Source organism: Leptolyngbya sp. BC1307 (assembly GCF_002286735.1).
Lineage (GTDB): Bacteria > Cyanobacteriota > Cyanobacteriia > Phormidesmidales > Phormidesmidaceae > Phormidesmis.
The window spans coordinates 194,452-209,797 of record NZ_NRTA01000002.1; the positions used below are offsets into that span (position 1 = coordinate 194,452).

General features: G+C 53.3%; 14 protein-coding genes. 8 read left to right on the forward strand and 6 right to left on the reverse strand.

What is annotated here, in order from left to right:
• Positions 1 to 26: 26 nt before the first annotated feature.
• Together CKL79_RS02245 and CKL79_RS02250 are read right to left on the reverse strand one after the other, a co-directional pair.
• On the reverse strand, positions 27 to 668 hold the full coding sequence (locus CKL79_RS02245; RefSeq protein WP_121967940.1) for a LysE family transporter: 642 nt from the start codon (positions 666 to 668) through the stop codon (positions 27 to 29).
• A gap of 71 nt (positions 669 to 739) precedes the next feature.
• Positions 740 to 1,195, reverse strand: coding sequence for an Lrp/AsnC family transcriptional regulator (locus CKL79_RS02250; RefSeq protein WP_121967941.1), 456 nt, complete (start codon positions 1,193 to 1,195; stop codon positions 740 to 742).
• 298 nt (positions 1,196 to 1,493) lie between these two features.
• Between CKL79_RS02250 and CKL79_RS02255 the strand changes: the two genes are divergently transcribed.
• The 5 genes from CKL79_RS02255 (at position 1,494) to cysC (ending at position 8,118) form a co-directional block, all read left to right on the forward strand.
• Positions 1,494 to 2,930, forward strand: a complete 1,437-nt coding sequence (locus CKL79_RS02255; RefSeq protein WP_121967942.1) for a TldD/PmbA family protein — start codon at positions 1,494 to 1,496, stop codon at positions 2,928 to 2,930.
• On the forward strand, positions 2,927 to 4,348 hold the full coding sequence (locus tag CKL79_RS02260; RefSeq protein WP_121967943.1) for a metallopeptidase TldD-related protein: 1,422 nt from the start codon (positions 2,927 to 2,929) through the stop codon (positions 4,346 to 4,348). Before CKL79_RS02255 ends, CKL79_RS02260 begins: the two co-directional genes overlap by 4 nt.
• Before the next feature lie 20 nt (positions 4,349 to 4,368).
• Positions 4,369 to 5,451, forward strand: coding sequence for an AI-2E family transporter (locus CKL79_RS02265; protein ID WP_121967944.1), 1,083 nt, complete (start codon positions 4,369 to 4,371; stop codon positions 5,449 to 5,451).
• A gap of 200 nt (positions 5,452 to 5,651) precedes the next feature.
• Entirely contained in the window at positions 5,652 to 7,436 is a 1,785-nt protein-coding gene (locus CKL79_RS02270; RefSeq protein WP_121967945.1) for an SLC13 family permease, read from the forward strand.
• 130 nt (positions 7,437 to 7,566) lie between these two features.
• Positions 7,567 to 8,118: an adenylyl-sulfate kinase gene (gene cysC, locus CKL79_RS02275; protein ID WP_121967946.1), complete on the forward strand. Its 552-nt coding sequence runs from the start codon at positions 7,567 to 7,569 to the stop codon at positions 8,116 to 8,118.
• On the opposite strand, the gene CKL79_RS02280 is transcribed toward cysC, so the two are convergent.
• Positions 8,115 to 9,452, reverse strand: coding sequence for a cytosine deaminase (locus CKL79_RS02280; protein ID WP_121967947.1), 1,338 nt, complete (start codon positions 9,450 to 9,452; stop codon positions 8,115 to 8,117). The genes cysC and CKL79_RS02280 overlap by 4 nt on opposite strands.
• Positions 9,453 to 9,557: 105 nt before the next feature.
• Between CKL79_RS02280 and CKL79_RS02285 the strand changes: the two genes are divergently transcribed.
• Positions 9,558 to 10,265, forward strand: coding sequence for a Uma2 family endonuclease (locus CKL79_RS02285; RefSeq protein WP_121967948.1), 708 nt, complete (start codon positions 9,558 to 9,560; stop codon positions 10,263 to 10,265).
• Positions 10,266 to 10,297: 32 nt separating this feature from the next.
• Here the strand turns inward: CKL79_RS02285 and gshB are convergent, their stop codons facing one another.
• On the reverse strand, positions 10,298 to 11,263 hold the full coding sequence (gshB, locus tag CKL79_RS02290) for a glutathione synthase (RefSeq protein ID WP_121967949.1): 966 nt from the start codon (positions 11,261 to 11,263) through the stop codon (positions 10,298 to 10,300).
• Between the two features lie 398 nt (positions 11,264 to 11,661).
• Between gshB and CKL79_RS23010 the strand changes: the two genes are divergently transcribed.
• Positions 11,662 to 11,811, forward strand: coding sequence for a hypothetical protein (locus tag CKL79_RS23010; protein ID WP_170943932.1), 150 nt, complete (start codon positions 11,662 to 11,664; stop codon positions 11,809 to 11,811).
• A gap of 398 nt (positions 11,812 to 12,209) precedes the next feature.
• Here CKL79_RS23010 and CKL79_RS02295 read toward each other — a convergent pair whose 3' ends face one another.
• A complete protein-coding gene (locus tag CKL79_RS02295) occupies positions 12,210 to 12,488 on the reverse strand; it encodes a hypothetical protein (protein WP_346427036.1) in 279 nt (92 codons plus the stop codon).
• 87 nt (positions 12,489 to 12,575) lie between these two features.
• Between CKL79_RS02295 and CKL79_RS24110 the strand changes: the two genes are divergently transcribed.
• Complete coding sequence (locus CKL79_RS24110) at positions 12,576 to 12,704, forward strand: hypothetical protein (protein WP_276298777.1); 129 nt, start codon at positions 12,576 to 12,578, stop codon at positions 12,702 to 12,704.
• Positions 12,705 to 12,960: 256 nt separating this feature from the next.
• On the opposite strand, the gene uvrC is transcribed toward CKL79_RS24110, so the two are convergent.
• On the reverse strand, positions 12,961 to 14,850 hold the full coding sequence (uvrC, locus tag CKL79_RS02300) for an excinuclease ABC subunit UvrC (protein WP_121968017.1): 1,890 nt from the start codon (positions 14,848 to 14,850) through the stop codon (positions 12,961 to 12,963).
• Between the last annotated feature and the right edge of the window lie 496 nt (positions 14,851 to 15,346).

The following is a 15,346-nucleotide window of genomic DNA, read 5'->3' on the forward strand; positions in this document are numbered from 1 at the left end:
TTTGAAGCTGTCTAATTGAGCGCAAGCTAAGCCAGCAGGGCAACCACCCCAAAGCCAAAGATCAGCGCCCCAAAAACTTTGTTAGCGCTCTGGTTGAAGCGAAACAGTCGCTGCGGCGTTAGCTGACGGCGCAGATAGGTTACCCCAGACACTAGCATGAGCCACCATAGGACTGAGCCCGTAAATACGCCAAACACAAGGGTTACAGAACTCAGATAGGATGTCTGCGTAATACCTAAACCGGCAAAAATAGCAATAAAGGAAAGGACGGTAGCCGGGTTAGTTAACGTGAGCGCCAGTGTGGAGCCGTAGGCGCTGAGGACGGTCAGGTTAGCAGTGCTCGTGGGGGCGTTAAGCGAGTCGCTTTGGGTCAGGGCGATCGCCGGTTTAGCCCGAAAGGTCGTTAAGCCCAGATAGCAGAGAAATAGACCGCCTATGAGCTGCAAATAATCGGTGTTGGCGACTAAACGATCAGACAGGGCAGTCAGCCCAAACGCCGCGACTACACCATACAAACCATCTGCTGTCGCCGCGCCAAAGCCAGACACCAGCCCCACCACCCGCCCCTGAGTCAGCGTTCGGCGAATGCACAGCAGCGCAATCGGGCCGACCGGGGCGGCGATCGCCAGTCCCAGCAAAATTCCCTTTAATAAAATAAATAGCAGCATAATCTATCCTCAAACGGCTGATGAGTTAGCAGGTGTTAGCAAAGGTGGCTCGTAATGCAGCTAAGAGCGACTTACAGAATCGGTAGAACAGCCGTGTCTTTAACCATTGAGAGCGCAATTGTGGTGCGGGTTTGCTGAATACCCGGCAGGGCTTTGAGCTCTTCGCTAAGAATGCGCTCTAGATCGGCAGTAGAGCGACAGCAAATTTTCAGCAGGTAGTCGCCCTCGCCGACTATGTGGTGGCAAGACTGCACGTTTTCACAGGCTTGCACATAGTCGATCAGGCGCTGGCGGTATTGAGGATGCTCTAGCATCACCAAGACGAATGCGCTGAGGCTGAGACCCAGCTTTTCAGCATCTAGCCGAGCTGCGTAGCCTGTCACTACGCCCTCTTTTTCTAATCGACGTACTCGGTCGGCGATCGCCGGAGCCGATACCCCTAGTTGCTCAGCTAGAGCTGACCACCGCACCCGCCCTTCACGACTCAAGATCGACAGGATTTTGCAATCTAGCTCATCGAATTCCATGTGCTTATTTTTAGAGACAATATCTGCCTTATGACTTCATTTATAAGCCATAAGGCAAACAGTAGAATCATTTATAATCCAAAAATTACACAATGGCTAATAAAATATTATGCAGGGCAGCGAGGTGGTCAATCAATAATGACGCTAAGGAAGCCGTCAGTCGCCTCAGAATCCTTAACACTAGGGATGGCATTTGTTGACCCAGGCCGAAACGTGATGAGGCATGATTAGAAGTGGGCAATCCCCGCCGCCAGCTACGAGCATCTACAGGCATCTATTGCGAGTCTCGAAATTTCTTATGATTGGGCATCTCATCGCGACCCTTGAGCAAATTGACCTTCCCGCCGATTGGATTGGCATTCGGGCCATGCGGGAGACCAGCAGTTGGCGAGCCGTCCGCGACGGCCATCCTCAGCAAAACGAAACCGGACTGAATCAGGGAGCCATGATAGAAGTATTGGCTCAAGGACAATTTGGCTACAGCGCCACCAACCGGTTGACTACAGAGGCTTTGCAGGCCGCCGCCAGCCGCGCCTATCGCCAGGCAGTCGCCGCCAGCCGCTGGACTCTTCATCGCTTCACCCAGGCTGTCCGCCCGCCGGTAACTGGAGAATACGTTTCGCCTTATCAACAGCCCCTGAGCGGACTAGGTGTGAGCGAAATTAATGATCTTTTGCGTCAGCTATGCGCGCAGCTCAAGGTGTCGGCGGCGGTCGTGCGGACTATTGCTGCTGCCCGTACTCACGAGGTGGAGTCGTGGTTTGTCAGCAGCAATGGCTCTAAGATCTATCAAAAACTGATGCTGTTAGAGAGCCATTTGGGGGCGATCGCCCAAGCCCCGGGCGTCACCCAATCGCGCACAGACAATGGCTATCTAGCCCGTAGCTATCAGGGCGGTTGGGAGATTTTGGCCGGCGCTGAGGAAAGGGCGACGCGCATTGGCGAACAGGCTGTAGAACTGCTGAGCGCACCAGACTGCCCCGATACTGCGACCACCCTCGTCCTCGCGCCTGACCAGATGATGCTGCAGCTCCACGAGAGCGTCGGGCATCCGTTGGAGCTAGACCGGATTTTGGGAGACGAGCGCAACTATGCGGGGGGCAGCTTTGTGCGGCCTCAAGACTTTGGTAGCCTGGTGTATGGCTCGCCGCTCATGAACGTTACCTTTGACGCGACGATGCCTGGCGAACTGGCTAGCTACCGCTTTGACGATACGGGTACGCCAGCTGAGCGTCAGCACCTGATTCGCAGGGGTGTTTTAGAGCGGGGCTTAGGCGGGCTAGAGAGTCAGGCCCGATTGCAGGTACCCGGTGTAGCCTGTACCCGCGCCTGTAGCTGGAATCGTCCGGCGATTGACCGCATGGCCAATATCAACCTAGAGCCCGGCGAGACCGATTTTGACACGCTGATCGGCAGCATTGAGAACGGTGTCTATATGGAATCGAATCGATCCTGGTCAATTGACGATCAGCGTCACAAATTTCAATTTGGCTGTGAGTATGCTCGCAAAATTGAAAACGGGCAGCTGACAACGACCCTAAAAAATCCTAACTACCGGGCGACGACGCCTCAGTTTTGGGGCAGTCTGGCCCAAGTGGGCGATCGCCAAACCCTGGAAATGTACGGCACTCCCTACTGCGGCAAGGGTGAACCCAATCAGCTCATTCGCGTTGGCCACGCTTCACCCGTTTGCGCTTTTGACCAGATCGAAGTGTTTGGAGGCGCGCAATCATGACCTTACGCTCGTCGGATGTCAGTACCCACCCGTCGGCGGATAGCGCTGCCAGTAGCACTCATCACGCTCGCAGCAGCTACGAGACGGTGTTTAATCGCTTAACCGAAGCTGTGGGTGATCGCCTCTCCCCCGATCACCATTTCACCCTCTCTATCGCCGGCGAAGACAGCCAGTTCACCCGCTTTAACCAGGCTAAAGTGCGGCAGACCGGTCAAGTATGCGACGGGCAACTGCGGCTAACGCTGATGACAGCGACTCAGACTGCTGCTGCGACTGTTCCTTTTATCGGCGAATTTGACACAGATTGGGCCATCGCTCAGCAAGCCTTGACGACCCTACAGGCAGAGCTGCCTCATCTGCCTGTCGACCCGTACATTGTGCTGCCGTCGCCTGCTGATGTGCCTGCCAATGGACGCAGCCGTGAAGTGCGCGGGGGTGATCTGCTGCCTGCCAAGGCGATCGCCGAGACGCTGCTCAGTCCGGTGCAGATGCTCGATTTTTCGGGACTCTATGCAGCCGGACTCTCTTACCGGGCTTACAGCGACTCGGCGGGCAAGCGCCACTGGTTTGAGACCTCGTCTTTTACCCTGGACTATTCTCTGTTTGGCGATCGCCCCCACCAGGCCGTCAAAGGCACGCTGGCGGGCCGCCACTGGCACCGGCAAACCTACCAGCAAAACATCGCTGCCGCCCAGCAGCAGCTCGCACTATCCCTGCGTCCGATCAAAGCAATTCCTAAAGGACGCTATCGCACTTATTTAGCGCCAGCAGCGGTGGCCGATTTGATGGAAACCGTTATCTACGGCGGACTGGGCGAAGCTGCTCTGCGCCAGGGCAATAGCGCCTTTAGCAAGCTAGAGCAGGGTGAGGCCATCCTCTCTGAGCAGTTCTCACTCGGTGAAGATTTTCAGCGGGCAGGCGTGCCCCGGTTTAATACCAGTGGTCAGGTAGCCCCAACCCAGCTTCCTATTATTCAGGCAGGCCGCTGGAATACCTCACTGGTTAATGCCCGCAGCGCCAAAGAATACGGCCAGCCCAGCAACGCCGCCAATGCCAGGGAGACCCTGCGGGCACCTGCTTTAGCGCCGGGCCAGCTACACACTGACCAGGTGCTCGCCGAGCTGGGCACTGGCCTATACCTCTCTAACTTGCACTACCTCAACTGGAGCGATTTGACCGCCGGACGGATCACCGGAATGACCCGCTATGCCTGCTTTTGGGTCGAAGACGGTGAGATTGTCGCCCCGATAGAAAATTTGCGGTTTGATGATGAATTTTATCGTTTTCTCGGCGAAGGGCTGATTGCACTGAGCGATCGCCTCACCTTTTTACCGGCAGTGGGTACCTATGAGCGGCGATCGCTGGGCGGCATGTGGATGCCCGGCATGTTGATAGACCAGTTTCGATATACGCTTTAGCTTCATCTTTTTCCAACCCTATGGCTTCTGAACAGCGACTGTCTATCTCTCTGAGTGGCGTTCTGGTGGTATTTGCCGCGATCACGACGGCGATCATAGGCTGGCAGTTGAGAGGACTGCTGCTGCTGGTGATGATTTCCGTCGTACTGGCTTGCTCTATCGCCCCGATTGTCAACTGGGCCGAACAGTATCGAGTCCCGCGCTGGCTGAGCGCTGTGCTCACCTACCTAGCGATTATCGGTACGTTGGTAGGGGTCGCCGTCCTGATTGGCCCCACCGTACTCGAACAAATTCAGCTATTGGTCAGGCAGCTACCTGTGCTCCTGCGTAAGGCAGCGACCCAAATAGAAGTGTGGGTGCTTGCGCTCAATGACAGCCGCCCCGATTTAACCGATCAGGTGTTTGGCCAGCTCGATGTACAGGCGATCGCCGCTTGGGCAATTCGCTCGACTCGCCAGGTGGCGCTACGCTCTTACAATCTCACAGCCGATATTTTGGGCACGCTGCTGAGTCTGGTGCTGGCTATTTTCATCTCGGGCTACATGCTGGCCGATAGCCGCACCCTGACCACCAATTTTGTGCGGCTGATACCCGCCCCCTGGGATCAGCGCGTCAGCGAGCAACTGCCAGAGATAGCCAGCCGCATTGGCAGCTATATTCGCGGTCGGGTGCTTGTCTCGGGCACACTCGCCTTGATTACCGGTATTGGCTTGAGCTTTTTGGGCTTGAAAGATTTTGCTATTGGCTTAGGGGCGATCGCAGGCGTCACCAATCTGATTCCCTTTCTCGGCCCTATCTTAGGCGCGATTCCCGCCCTGCTGGTTGCGATTCCTCTAGGGGGCTGGGCCGTGCTGTGGCTGGTTATTTTCTACGCCATTATTCAAAACATTGAGACCTATCTGCTCGATCCGCTGCTGGTGGGTTCCTCAGTGGGCGTTCATCCGCTGTATCAGCTGCTGGCAGTGCTGGGCGGCGCTCAGGTATTGGGCATTGTTGGCGCGCTGATTGTGCCGCCCTGGGTAGCCGGGGGGGCCGTCCTGATTGAGGCGCTATATTTACAGCCCAAGCTGAAGGCAGAAGAGCACCCGGAACTCATCGTCTAAGCCATGAGTCGATAGTGTTTAGTCTCTAAACGGCCTCTATCCGGGTGGCACCTGTCCGGATAGAGACCCAATCGCATGAACGTAGAAAATAACTGCACACACCTGCAGAACATTTTCAGCACATCTGCACAGCAAACCAAATTGCGATCAGCCGCCTTAATGAGTAAAATCGCATATGCCTCGACGGATACTCTAACCCTATGAGCATCGTTTTAACCCTGAGCGTGACGGCGATCGCCTTAGTGCTATTCATAGTCGAAAGATTTCCCTCTGACATCACAGCCTTAGGGGTGATGGTGTCGCTAATCTTGCTCAAACAGGTAACACCTCAAGAGGGGATTGCAGGCTTTAGCAACCCGGCGACGATTACGGTGATGGCGATGTTTATCCTCAGCGCTGGCATCGCCCGCACCGGCGTACTGCAAAATGCCAGTAGCTGGCTAATTCGCTGGGGCGGCAAACGGCTCAGCCAGCAGATTATCACCTTGGGCATTATTGTCGGCCCCCTATCTGGCCTGATCAACAACACCGCCATTGTGTCTGTTTTTTTACCCATTGTCGAAGACTTTTGCCAGCAGCACCGGATCTCTCCTTCTAAACTGCTGATGCCGCTCTCCTTCGCCACTATCTTAGGCGGTATGATCACCGTTATTGGTACTTCTACCAGCGTTTTAGCCAGTGGCCTAGCGGGTGACTTGGGCCTGGGCGAATTCTCTCTGTTTCAGTTCACCGCGCTGGGCATGATCACCTTTATTGTGGGTCTAGCTTACTTGGGGCTGGTGGCTCCCTGGCTGCTGCCCAATCGGCAAGTAGATGATCGCGGCCTCAGCCAAAAATACGGCATGAAAGATTACGTCAGTGAGCTGGTGATTACGCCCCGCTCTAGCTTGGTCGGGCAGACGCTGCGAGCCAGTCAGCTCCAGCGCCGCTTTGATGTAGACGTACTGGAGCTGATCCGCAACGACACTCATTTTCCTCAGCCCTTTGCCGATAAAACACTCGCGGCCAGCGATATTTTGCTCGCTCGGGGCGGCAAGCAAGACCTGCTCAAAATTCGTGAGAGTGAGGGGCTAGAGATATTGCCCGATGTGCAGTTCGGGCAAAAATCCTGGCAGCGCGATGTCAGCGAAGAAGAGGGCATTGCCGAAGCGCTCGTGATTGCTAACTCCAACATGATCGGCTCTACGCTCAAAGACATGCGATTTCGCCAGCGCTACAACGTCACGGTGCTTGCTATTCGTCGGGGGCAAGAGCTGCTGCGCGATCGCATGGGCAAAGTCTCGCTTCGCTTTGGCGACCTGCTGCTGGTACAAGGCCCCAAACAAAGCCTGGTCGGGATTCAAACTAGCCGCAACCTGCTGCTGCTAGAGCAGCGCGACCTAGACACACTGCGCACGGGCAAAGCTAACATTGCCCTGGCCATTGGCCTGGCAGTGATAGTCGCCACTGTCGTCACCGACTATCCAATTTTGGTCTCAGCCCTAGCAGGCGTCTTAGCAATGGTAGTCACCGGCTGTCTGAAGCCCGGCGAACTCTACCAGGCAGTCCGCTGGGATGTCATCTTTTTGCTAGCCTGTCTGATTCCTTTAGGCACCGCCATGCAAAATTCTGGCGCGACCGAGTGGCTATCTGACCAGCTCGTACAGGTCAGCGGCGACCTCTCCAGCTACTGGCTGCTGACATTAATCTATGTCTTAACAGTCCTTTTAACCGCTGTGCTGTCTAACAATGCCTCGGTAATCTTGCTGCTACCCATTGGCGCTCAGGTCGCTCAGTCCATCGGCATCAGCCCGCTCACCGTCATTTTCGTTATCACCTTTGCCGCCTCCAACAGCTTTATGACCCCCATTGGCTACCAAACCAACACCATGGTCTACGGCGCTGGCGGCTACCGCTTCCTTGACTTTCTCAGAGTAGGCGGCCCCCTCAGCTTACTGATGGCCATCATTACCCCCCCGCTAGCCATCTGGATCTACGGACTCTAAGCACAGCGACCACCCACCCCCTTCTCCCTACTGCCCACTGTCTACTGCCTTCCCCCTTCCCCGGGCCTGCCGGTGCCCTCCATCAGGTAAAACCAGCACTTCAACTCGACTGTTAGGAGATAATACAAACATGTCATCACAACAACGCGGCGTCACTATCTGGTTCACCGGGCTCAGTGGCGCAGGCAAAACCACTATCAACGACGCGCTAACAAAAGAACTGCGCGATCGCAACCTCAAGTTAGAAGTACTAGACGGCGACATCGTTCGCACCAACCTGACTAAAGGGTTGGGCTTCAGCAAAGAAGACCGCGATGAGAACGTGCGGCGCATTGGGTTTGTCTCTAACTTGCTAACGCGCAACGGGGTAATCGTCTTAGTTGCCGCCATTTCTCCTTACAGAGCTATTCGTGAAGAAGTGCGCGATCGCATCGGTGATTTTGTTGAAGTATACGTCAGCGCCCCGGTAGAAGTGTGCGAACAGCGCGATGTAAAGGGGCTATATGCCAAGGCCCGCTCTGGCGAAATCAAACAGTTCACTGGCATCAGCGACCCCTATGAGCCCCCAAGCAATCCTGAGGTCAACTGTGAGACTCACAAAGAAACGCTTCAAGAGAGCGTCAATAAAGTGATCGCCAAGCTAGAAGAAATGGGCTATCTGCCTGCTAGCGTCGTCGCCTAGCGCATCAGGTCATCGAGTTCGGCGTAGTCGGGCAGGGTGGTATCGATCTGTTTTCCCTGACGGATGACAGTGCGATCGCTCTGCCCCCTCGCTAACAATTCATTAAAGCTGCGTGCCTTAAACACGACCAAATCGGCAGTCACTCCCTCACCAATCTTCCCAACATCACGCAGCCCCATCATCTCCGCTGGAACGCTGGTCACCGACTGAGCCCAGTCATCTATAGGATGGTCAAGCTGAGCGATGCGAACCGACTGAGTAAAGACTTCTAAGCCGTCGTGATCGCCATAGGCAAAAAACGGGTCACGGCAATTATCAGAAGCCAATGCGCACTTTACTCCTGCTGCCTTCAGCTCGCGCAAAATAGTCACCCCCCGGTATCGCGGCGTTCTCTCCGGCTGACGGTCTTGCAGATACAGATTGCACATGGGCAGACTGACGATAGCCACACTTGCTTGTTTAACCGCCGCTATTGTCTGGTGCGCTTCGCTCTCAGACTGCACAGACAGACTACAGCAATGACCGCAGGTAATCTGCCCGGTGAACTGATGGCGAATGGCCGCTTCTGCTACATAGCGCAAGGTAATATCGCTAGCGTCCAAGCTCTCATCCGTATGAAAATCCAGGTCTAAGCCTCTCTCTTTTGCTAGCTCAAATATTCGGTCGATCTGTTGAACAACATTCGGGTTCATATAGGCTACACCACCCAAAACGCCGCTCGAATCAGCTACCAGATCGGCTAATTTCTCTCCTTTTTGCCCTATAAAATAGCCTAGAGAGACTAAACAAGCCGCCTGCAGAAAAATTTTGTTCTTCCACTCCTTGCGCAGCTGACGAAATACTTCAAAACTAATCTCTCCCTGACCATCAAGCGCATCCAGGTGAGTGCGAACAGCCTGCGTACCATGGGCATAGCTACATTTCAGCCCAAATGCCATGCGCCGATAGATATCTTCCGCTTGCCATCGCTGAGCGCGATCTTGTTGCACATTTTTTAGCGCCCCTTCAAAAGTACCGTCTGGATTAGGACTGCGCGACCAAATATGCCCTTTATCTAAATGGGTATGCATATCGACAAAGCAAGGCCAGATCAGCCCCGATTGCGCATCGACAGTGGGTACCTCAACTGATTGACCGGCGATCGCAGGCTGCACTCGCCCGACTGTTCCATCGCGCACCTCTATATCGACTGCCACTAAAGATTCTCTATACTGACCCCTTTGAAACTGTTCAACTAGTGGCCAGTTGAAAGATCCGTTGGTAAGTAATGTCAGCGGCACTCGGGCATTACTCAGCCAATAGTGAGACTCAGCTGGAATCTGTAAAAAGGGCATCGTTATCTGTCATCGTAATGAGCCTTTAAATTAACGTTTTTGGGCGGGCGATCGCCTCACCTTCTCTGTTAGCTACACTAGGTCTAGCCGCTCAGCAGGTTGGTTATGGTTCAGCAGCTTCCCAAAACGGACATTGTCTATCCCGATGGCGACGGCCAACCCATGTCGGATAATACCTTACAGTTCCAGTGGATCGTCAATATCAAAGAAAACTTAGAAGCTATCTATGCTAACGACCCGAATGTCTTTGTCGCGGGCGATCTGCTGTGGTATCCGGTCGAGGGCAGTAATAGCATCCGTCAGGCACCAGATGCGATGATCGCTTTTGGGCGGCCTAAAGGCGATCGCAGCTCATATATGCAGTGGAAAGAAGGCGATATTGCCCCACAGGTTGTCTTTGAAATTCTCTCACCGGGCAATCGTGGCGGTGAACTGGCTAAAAAATTTCAGTTCTATCAACGCTATGGCGTTCAAGAATACTACGTTTACGATCCTGACGATGTAGAGCTGATCGGGTGGCAGCGAGCAGGTCAGTATTTAGAGGTTATTGAGGATGTCAATGGTTGGACTAGCCCGCTGCTAAAAGTGCGTTTCGTCGTCCAGCCAGACACCTTAGAAATTTATCGGCCAGACGGTGAGCCCTTCTTAAGTCTGACCGATACTCGCAGAGAGCGTGACGCTGCCCAGCAGGAACGGGATGCCGCCCAGCAAGAACGTGACGCTGCCCAGCAGGAACGCAATATAGCCCAAGCTAAAGCTGAGCGTCTGGCGGCGCGACTCAGAGAACTGGGGATCGACCCAACCGAGGCTTAACTACAGTTGGGTGTTACGTTGACCGCTACCCGCTATGGACGCGATTTCTCTGCCCACTTCACAACCTGGTTGCCCAGGCGCACGCCATCTAGCCGGTCGATCTCGCGGATGCCGGTAGGACTGGTCACATTAATCTCAGTGAGATAGCCCCCAATGATATCAATGCCCACAAAGATCAGGCCATCTCTGCGGACAGCGGGGGCTACCTGCCGGCAAATCTCCAAATCACGAGCGGTGATTTCGGTTTTCTCACTGCGACCGCCAACCGCCATATTGCCGCGAAATTCTTTACCTGTCGGCACCCGGTTGACTGCGCCAATGGGTTCCCCGCTAAGCAAGATCACGCGCTTATCGCCTGCTTTTGCTGCTGGCAGATAAGTTTGCACCATCACCGGTTCTTTGCCTCGCTGAGTACTCACTTCGATAATGGAGTTGAAGTTGCGATCGCTCCCCTCCAAAAACAAAATTCCCTCTCCAGCCTTGCCGCCCAGCGGCTTTAGCACCCCCGCACCCCACCGTTCGACGGCTGCTCTAATCACCTGCTTATCAGCACTGACAATCGTTTCTGGAATGGCATCGGTAAACTGTAAGGCATACATTTTTTCATTCGCCGTCCGCAGCCCCTTCGGAGAGTTGATCACCTGAGTCTTGCGGCTATCGACGTAGTCAAGAATATACGTCACATAGAGATAGGGCACAGTCACTGGCGGATCGGTACGCATAAAGACAACGTCCATCTGCTCTAAAGGACGCCACTTCGATTCTCCTAAGCGGTACCAGTCAGACTCGGCCACCCAGCGATCGCCCTGTTGCACAACCGGCTTCATCGTTATCGGCTGCAGCCAGCCATAGGCGCGGCTACCGACAACGCCCAGCCGGTCGGACTGGGTGATAAACACTTCGTGCTTTAGTATCTGCGCCGCTTCCATAATCGCCACACTCGTATCGTGGCCAGGGTCCAATCGCGCAATCGGATCAATGATGAAAGCAAATTTCAAAAGAACTCTCCCAAGCGAATGCTCTAAAAGCATAGGCCAAAATATCTGCTTAAGCCGTCAAACGACCCCTGGCTCATACCAGGTTTACTAGCGCCGCGCTGGTAGAGAGCCCAAGAGCCCTAGCAGTAGCGCTTACCTGCCCTATCAAACATTCGTAAAATCTTTATTGGAGATACACCTGAGCGAGCAAATAGCAAGCTAGTTTGAACATGTATTTTTGAGAGGGTGCATTTAGGCATAGCGCGAGCCGGAGAACCGGGCATGAGACGACCTGACCCCTTGATTTTTAATGAAAAATCGCGGCTACTGTGCCAATTCAGATTGGGTAACATTACCGATTCGCCTGTCTATTTAGACTCATTAATCTAAGCGAGAGCTAGGGTGAGAGGAAATTACAAATGTTCGTCAGATTAACGCAGGCCACCACAATTACACTGGTCCTATACGTTTTGCTAGGTCTCAATAACTTTCAGAATAGAAACGCCAGCGAGCAGGTAGCCCCTGCCGAAGCGCTAGTTGCCTTTAAGCAAGCGCTCGTTCGGCGCTAGAGTTTTATAGCCTCAGCTAGCGCAAGCGTTCAGTTAAAGCTGCTGGCAAGGCAACGTCTCGCGGCAATTTCTATGACGTTGGGCATTGTCTGGTCTGAGGTAAGGGCCTGCTGTGAGTCACGATTTAGTCGCTAAATAATTGCCGCTATCAAAGAAGGACTTGCTAGGATCACGGATTTCCTCAGGCGAATCCAGCGCTATAACAGGTAATGCCATAAAAGATAGCGCCGCCGAAAGCAGAGCCAACACCCTCATTTACCCCTCGCCAGCAGCAACCGGGATAGTGGCAGACAGGACGGCTGCAAAGCATACAAAAGCGCACCCTTGATAATGGAGTGCGCTTTTATGGTGGGTTTAGCTTGGCCTGAAAGGAACCTGCTGGCCTGACGTTTGCTCTATTACCCCATTGCTGGAGAAGCCGCCAATGCAGCAGGCGAAAAACTGGGCGCATATGCCTCAATCACCTGGCCGGTCTCAATGCAAATACTCATTAAGTAGTCGCAGTGGGAGCACTGAGTGCGCATGATGCCATCTTCTTTGAGATGGTAACGTTCAGCAGATCTGCCACAGGTGGGGCAGTGCACTCTCTGCACAGTAGCGATAGCAGGAACCTTTTTGGTATCTTCTGACAAAAAAGACTCCAAAAAGGACTTCGCCGGTCTTTCCATAGCCTTCATAGTTCTTATGACTTATTCAAAGGTCAGAGACATCGTTTCTTAAAAGCTAGTTGCATACGGCGCGTAGACTTTTGATTCGCAACATCAATGATTAACTCATTTATTATGGCAACTTATCTGAGTAGCCGCAAAGAACCTAAAGATAGACAAAAACCGGGGATCGCCCATCACAAGCTTGATCCCAACTTACTAGAACACCTGCCGGGGCAAGGATAGATGGTATTTGTGCGTCCCGCAAAGGCGCTAGCGATCCCCAACTACCGGCTTTAAAGCCCTTCAAATAAAAGGTTTACTTTATATTCCTCTCTCATTATCGTTACGCTTCTCAACATGTTTCTATGTCATTACCTGCACATTATTAAAAGAAGCTTAAGCTATAAATTTTCAGAGAAAACGTGTATTTAATACGACACTTCTAGGGCTAGTCCTATAGGTGCAGCCTTTTCTCTCAGAACTATTTCTTTTGATTAACTTAAGAAACCGTAGAAGGGTGGAAGTATTCGTAGATTTGCTGAGCTAGCTGTGGGCCAATGCCGTCTACGGTAGCGAGCTGCTTAGGAGATGCTTCGCGGATATAGTCAATAGAGCGAAAGTTAGCCAGCAGCTGCTTGCGCCGATGATGACCTAAGCCGGGAATGTCTTCTAGGCGCGATCGCCGCATTCTATCGGTGCGTTTTCTCCGGTGAAAGCTCACTGCAAACCGGTGGGCCTCGTCTCGCAAGCGCCGCAATAGCTGAACGCCTGGCTGATCAGCTGTGGTTTCTAAAGGTTTCTTTTCGTTAGGCAAAAAGATTTCCTCACGCTGTTTGGCTAAGCTGACGACTCGCAGAGCGCTGAGCAAATTCATCTGCTCTAATTCGGCGACGACTGCTGAGAGCTGGCCTTTGCCACCGTCGATCATGACTAAATCTGGCCAGTCAGAATTGCCTACCCGCTGCAAATCAGGATCTTCGGCATAGCGGCGAAAGCGACGGCGGATCACTTCTGCCATGCTGGCAAAATCGTCTGAGTGGCCGCTGGTAACCGTCGGATTTTTGATTTTGTAGGTGCGATAGTGCTGCTTGGCCGGGAGTCCATCGACAAAGACTACCTGAGAAGCTACCGCATCAGAGCCCTGAATATGCGAAATATCGTAGCCCTCAATGCGTTTGGGCGGGCCGGGCAAATCGGCTAGCTCGGACAAGTCTTGCATGGCCTGAGTGTTGCGGTCGGCAAACCTTTGAGTGCGGGCCAGCTCATACTGAGCATTGCGCTCTACCATTTCTACTAGTTCGGCCTTCATCTGGCGCTGGGGCATTTCGATAGAGACTTTGCGGCCTTTTTGCTCGCTCAAAAATTCTGCCAGCATGTCGCTCTCAGGTAGCGCGTGCTGGGCCAAAATCTCAGCAGGGATTTCCACCGGGTCTACTAGCCGGTAATGCTCCTCTAATACGCGCTGCAAGATCTCGCCGGGGGTGCCCGACTGAGCATCGGCGACAAAGCCCAAACGCCCAACTAGCCGACCGGCTCGCACCTGAAATAGCTGGACGCAGGCGTGCTGATCGTCTGAGGAGAGCGCGATCGCATCTCTAGAGATCGTATCGTCAGGTAGGGCTACCTTTTGATTGGCGCTGAGCGTTTCTAACCCCTTGAGCTGGTCGCGAATCAAAGCAGCTTTCTCAAAGTCCAGATTTTCGGCAGCTTGCTCCATCTGCGCAGTGAGGATGTCAATCAGCTCGTGCGATCGCCCCTGAAATACCATCGCCACCCGCTGCACGATTTTGTGATAGTCCTCGGGGGCAATCAGCTGCTGGCACACGCCCGGACATTGGCCAATGCTGTAGTTCAGGCAGGGGCGATCTTTAAACAAAGGTTGGCGGCGCTGACGCAGCGGAAAGATCCGCTTGGCAATTTGCAACGTTCGCCGCAGCAGCCCGGTATCGACATAGGGGCCGTAGTAGCGATTTTTAGCGTTTTTACGGCGCTGGCGGGTGATAAAAATGCGCGGATAGTCTTCTGACCAGGTAATGCAAAGGTAGGGGTACTTTTTGTCGTCTTTGAGCAGCACGTTGAAGTGGGGCTGATGCTGCTTAATCAAGTTGGCCTCTAGGGCCAGGGCTTCAGCTTCGGTATCGGTGACGATAAACTCAATCTCAGATACCTTGGTCACCATCGTGGCAATGCGGGGCGAATGGTGATGAGCCGCATCTCGGAAGTACGAGCGAACGCGCGATCGCAAACTTTTAGACTTGCCAATGTAGAGGATCTGGTCAGTCTCGTCCTTCATGAAGTAGACCCCCGGCTCTTGAGGAATCTCCTTCAGCCGGCTTTCTAGCCTGCTCGGATCTTGTAAAAGGACTTTAGCGATAGACGAAGTAGGCACAGCTGACACAACTCAAACGTAGATAGGTATTTAGCAAAAACAAAAAAGGACGCAGATAAACTAACGAAAAAAGGGCTAAGCCTACTTGAAAAAACGGAGAAAAGTATAAATTTGAGATATCAGGAAACGAGATATCAAACCCAAAAATCCCGTCTCAAAGTATCCGTACTATTTGTATCGGGCTTAAACCATTCTTTAAAAAAGTGACGCAGACCACGAAGATTCAGCAGGAATCTGGCCCGAAGCTCCATGCGAAAGGAAATATGTGTATAAATTATTACATCTACTTTCACAGCATCTATAGTCCTCTACCCTATTTTAGCGAAGCCTTGTCCTGACTGCTATTGCGCCAATATCCTGATGGGTCTGAGCGGGGTATCTCAAGTGGGCGCATGTCGGCGGCAATGAATCGTTTTTTGGCGCTTTGCAATTCGGCCAGCGAGTAACCACCAGCTGCTTTTTCCCAATATCGGCAGCGACAGCCAAACCTGAAGCG

What these genes read in the sequence shown, in the direction of transcription:
- CKL79_RS02260 (WP_121967943.1), top strand. Translation starts at nt 2,927, where the DNA reads ATGACCTTACGCTCGTCGGATGTCAGTACCCACCCGTCGGCGGATAGC.
- CKL79_RS02245 (WP_121967940.1), bottom strand. Translation starts at nt 668, where the DNA reads ATGCTGCTATTTATTTTATTAAAGGGAATTTTGCTGGGACTGGCGATC.
- CKL79_RS02280 (WP_121967947.1), bottom strand. Translation starts at nt 9,452, where the DNA reads ATGCCCTTTTTACAGATTCCAGCTGAGTCTCACTATTGGCTGAGTAAT.
- CKL79_RS23010 (WP_170943932.1), top strand. Translation starts at nt 11,662, where the DNA reads ATGTTCGTCAGATTAACGCAGGCCACCACAATTACACTGGTCCTATAC.
- CKL79_RS02295 (WP_346427036.1), bottom strand. Translation starts at nt 12,488, where the DNA reads ATGAAGGCTATGGAAAGACCGGCGAAGTCCTTTTTGGAGTCTTTTTTG.
- CKL79_RS02265 (WP_121967944.1), top strand. Translation starts at nt 4,369, where the DNA reads ATGGCTTCTGAACAGCGACTGTCTATCTCTCTGAGTGGCGTTCTGGTG.
- cysC (WP_121967946.1), top strand. Translation starts at nt 7,567, where the DNA reads ATGTCATCACAACAACGCGGCGTCACTATCTGGTTCACCGGGCTCAGT.
- CKL79_RS02270 (WP_121967945.1), top strand. Translation starts at nt 5,652, where the DNA reads ATGAGCATCGTTTTAACCCTGAGCGTGACGGCGATCGCCTTAGTGCTA.
- CKL79_RS24110 (WP_276298777.1), top strand. Translation starts at nt 12,576, where the DNA reads ATGATTAACTCATTTATTATGGCAACTTATCTGAGTAGCCGCAAAGAA.
- CKL79_RS02285 (WP_121967948.1), top strand. Translation starts at nt 9,558, where the DNA reads ATGGTTCAGCAGCTTCCCAAAACGGACATTGTCTATCCCGATGGCGAC.
- CKL79_RS02250 (WP_121967941.1), bottom strand. Translation starts at nt 1,195, where the DNA reads ATGGAATTCGATGAGCTAGATTGCAAAATCCTGTCGATCTTGAGTCGT.
- CKL79_RS02255 (WP_121967942.1), top strand. Translation starts at nt 1,494, where the DNA reads ATGATTGGGCATCTCATCGCGACCCTTGAGCAAATTGACCTTCCCGCC.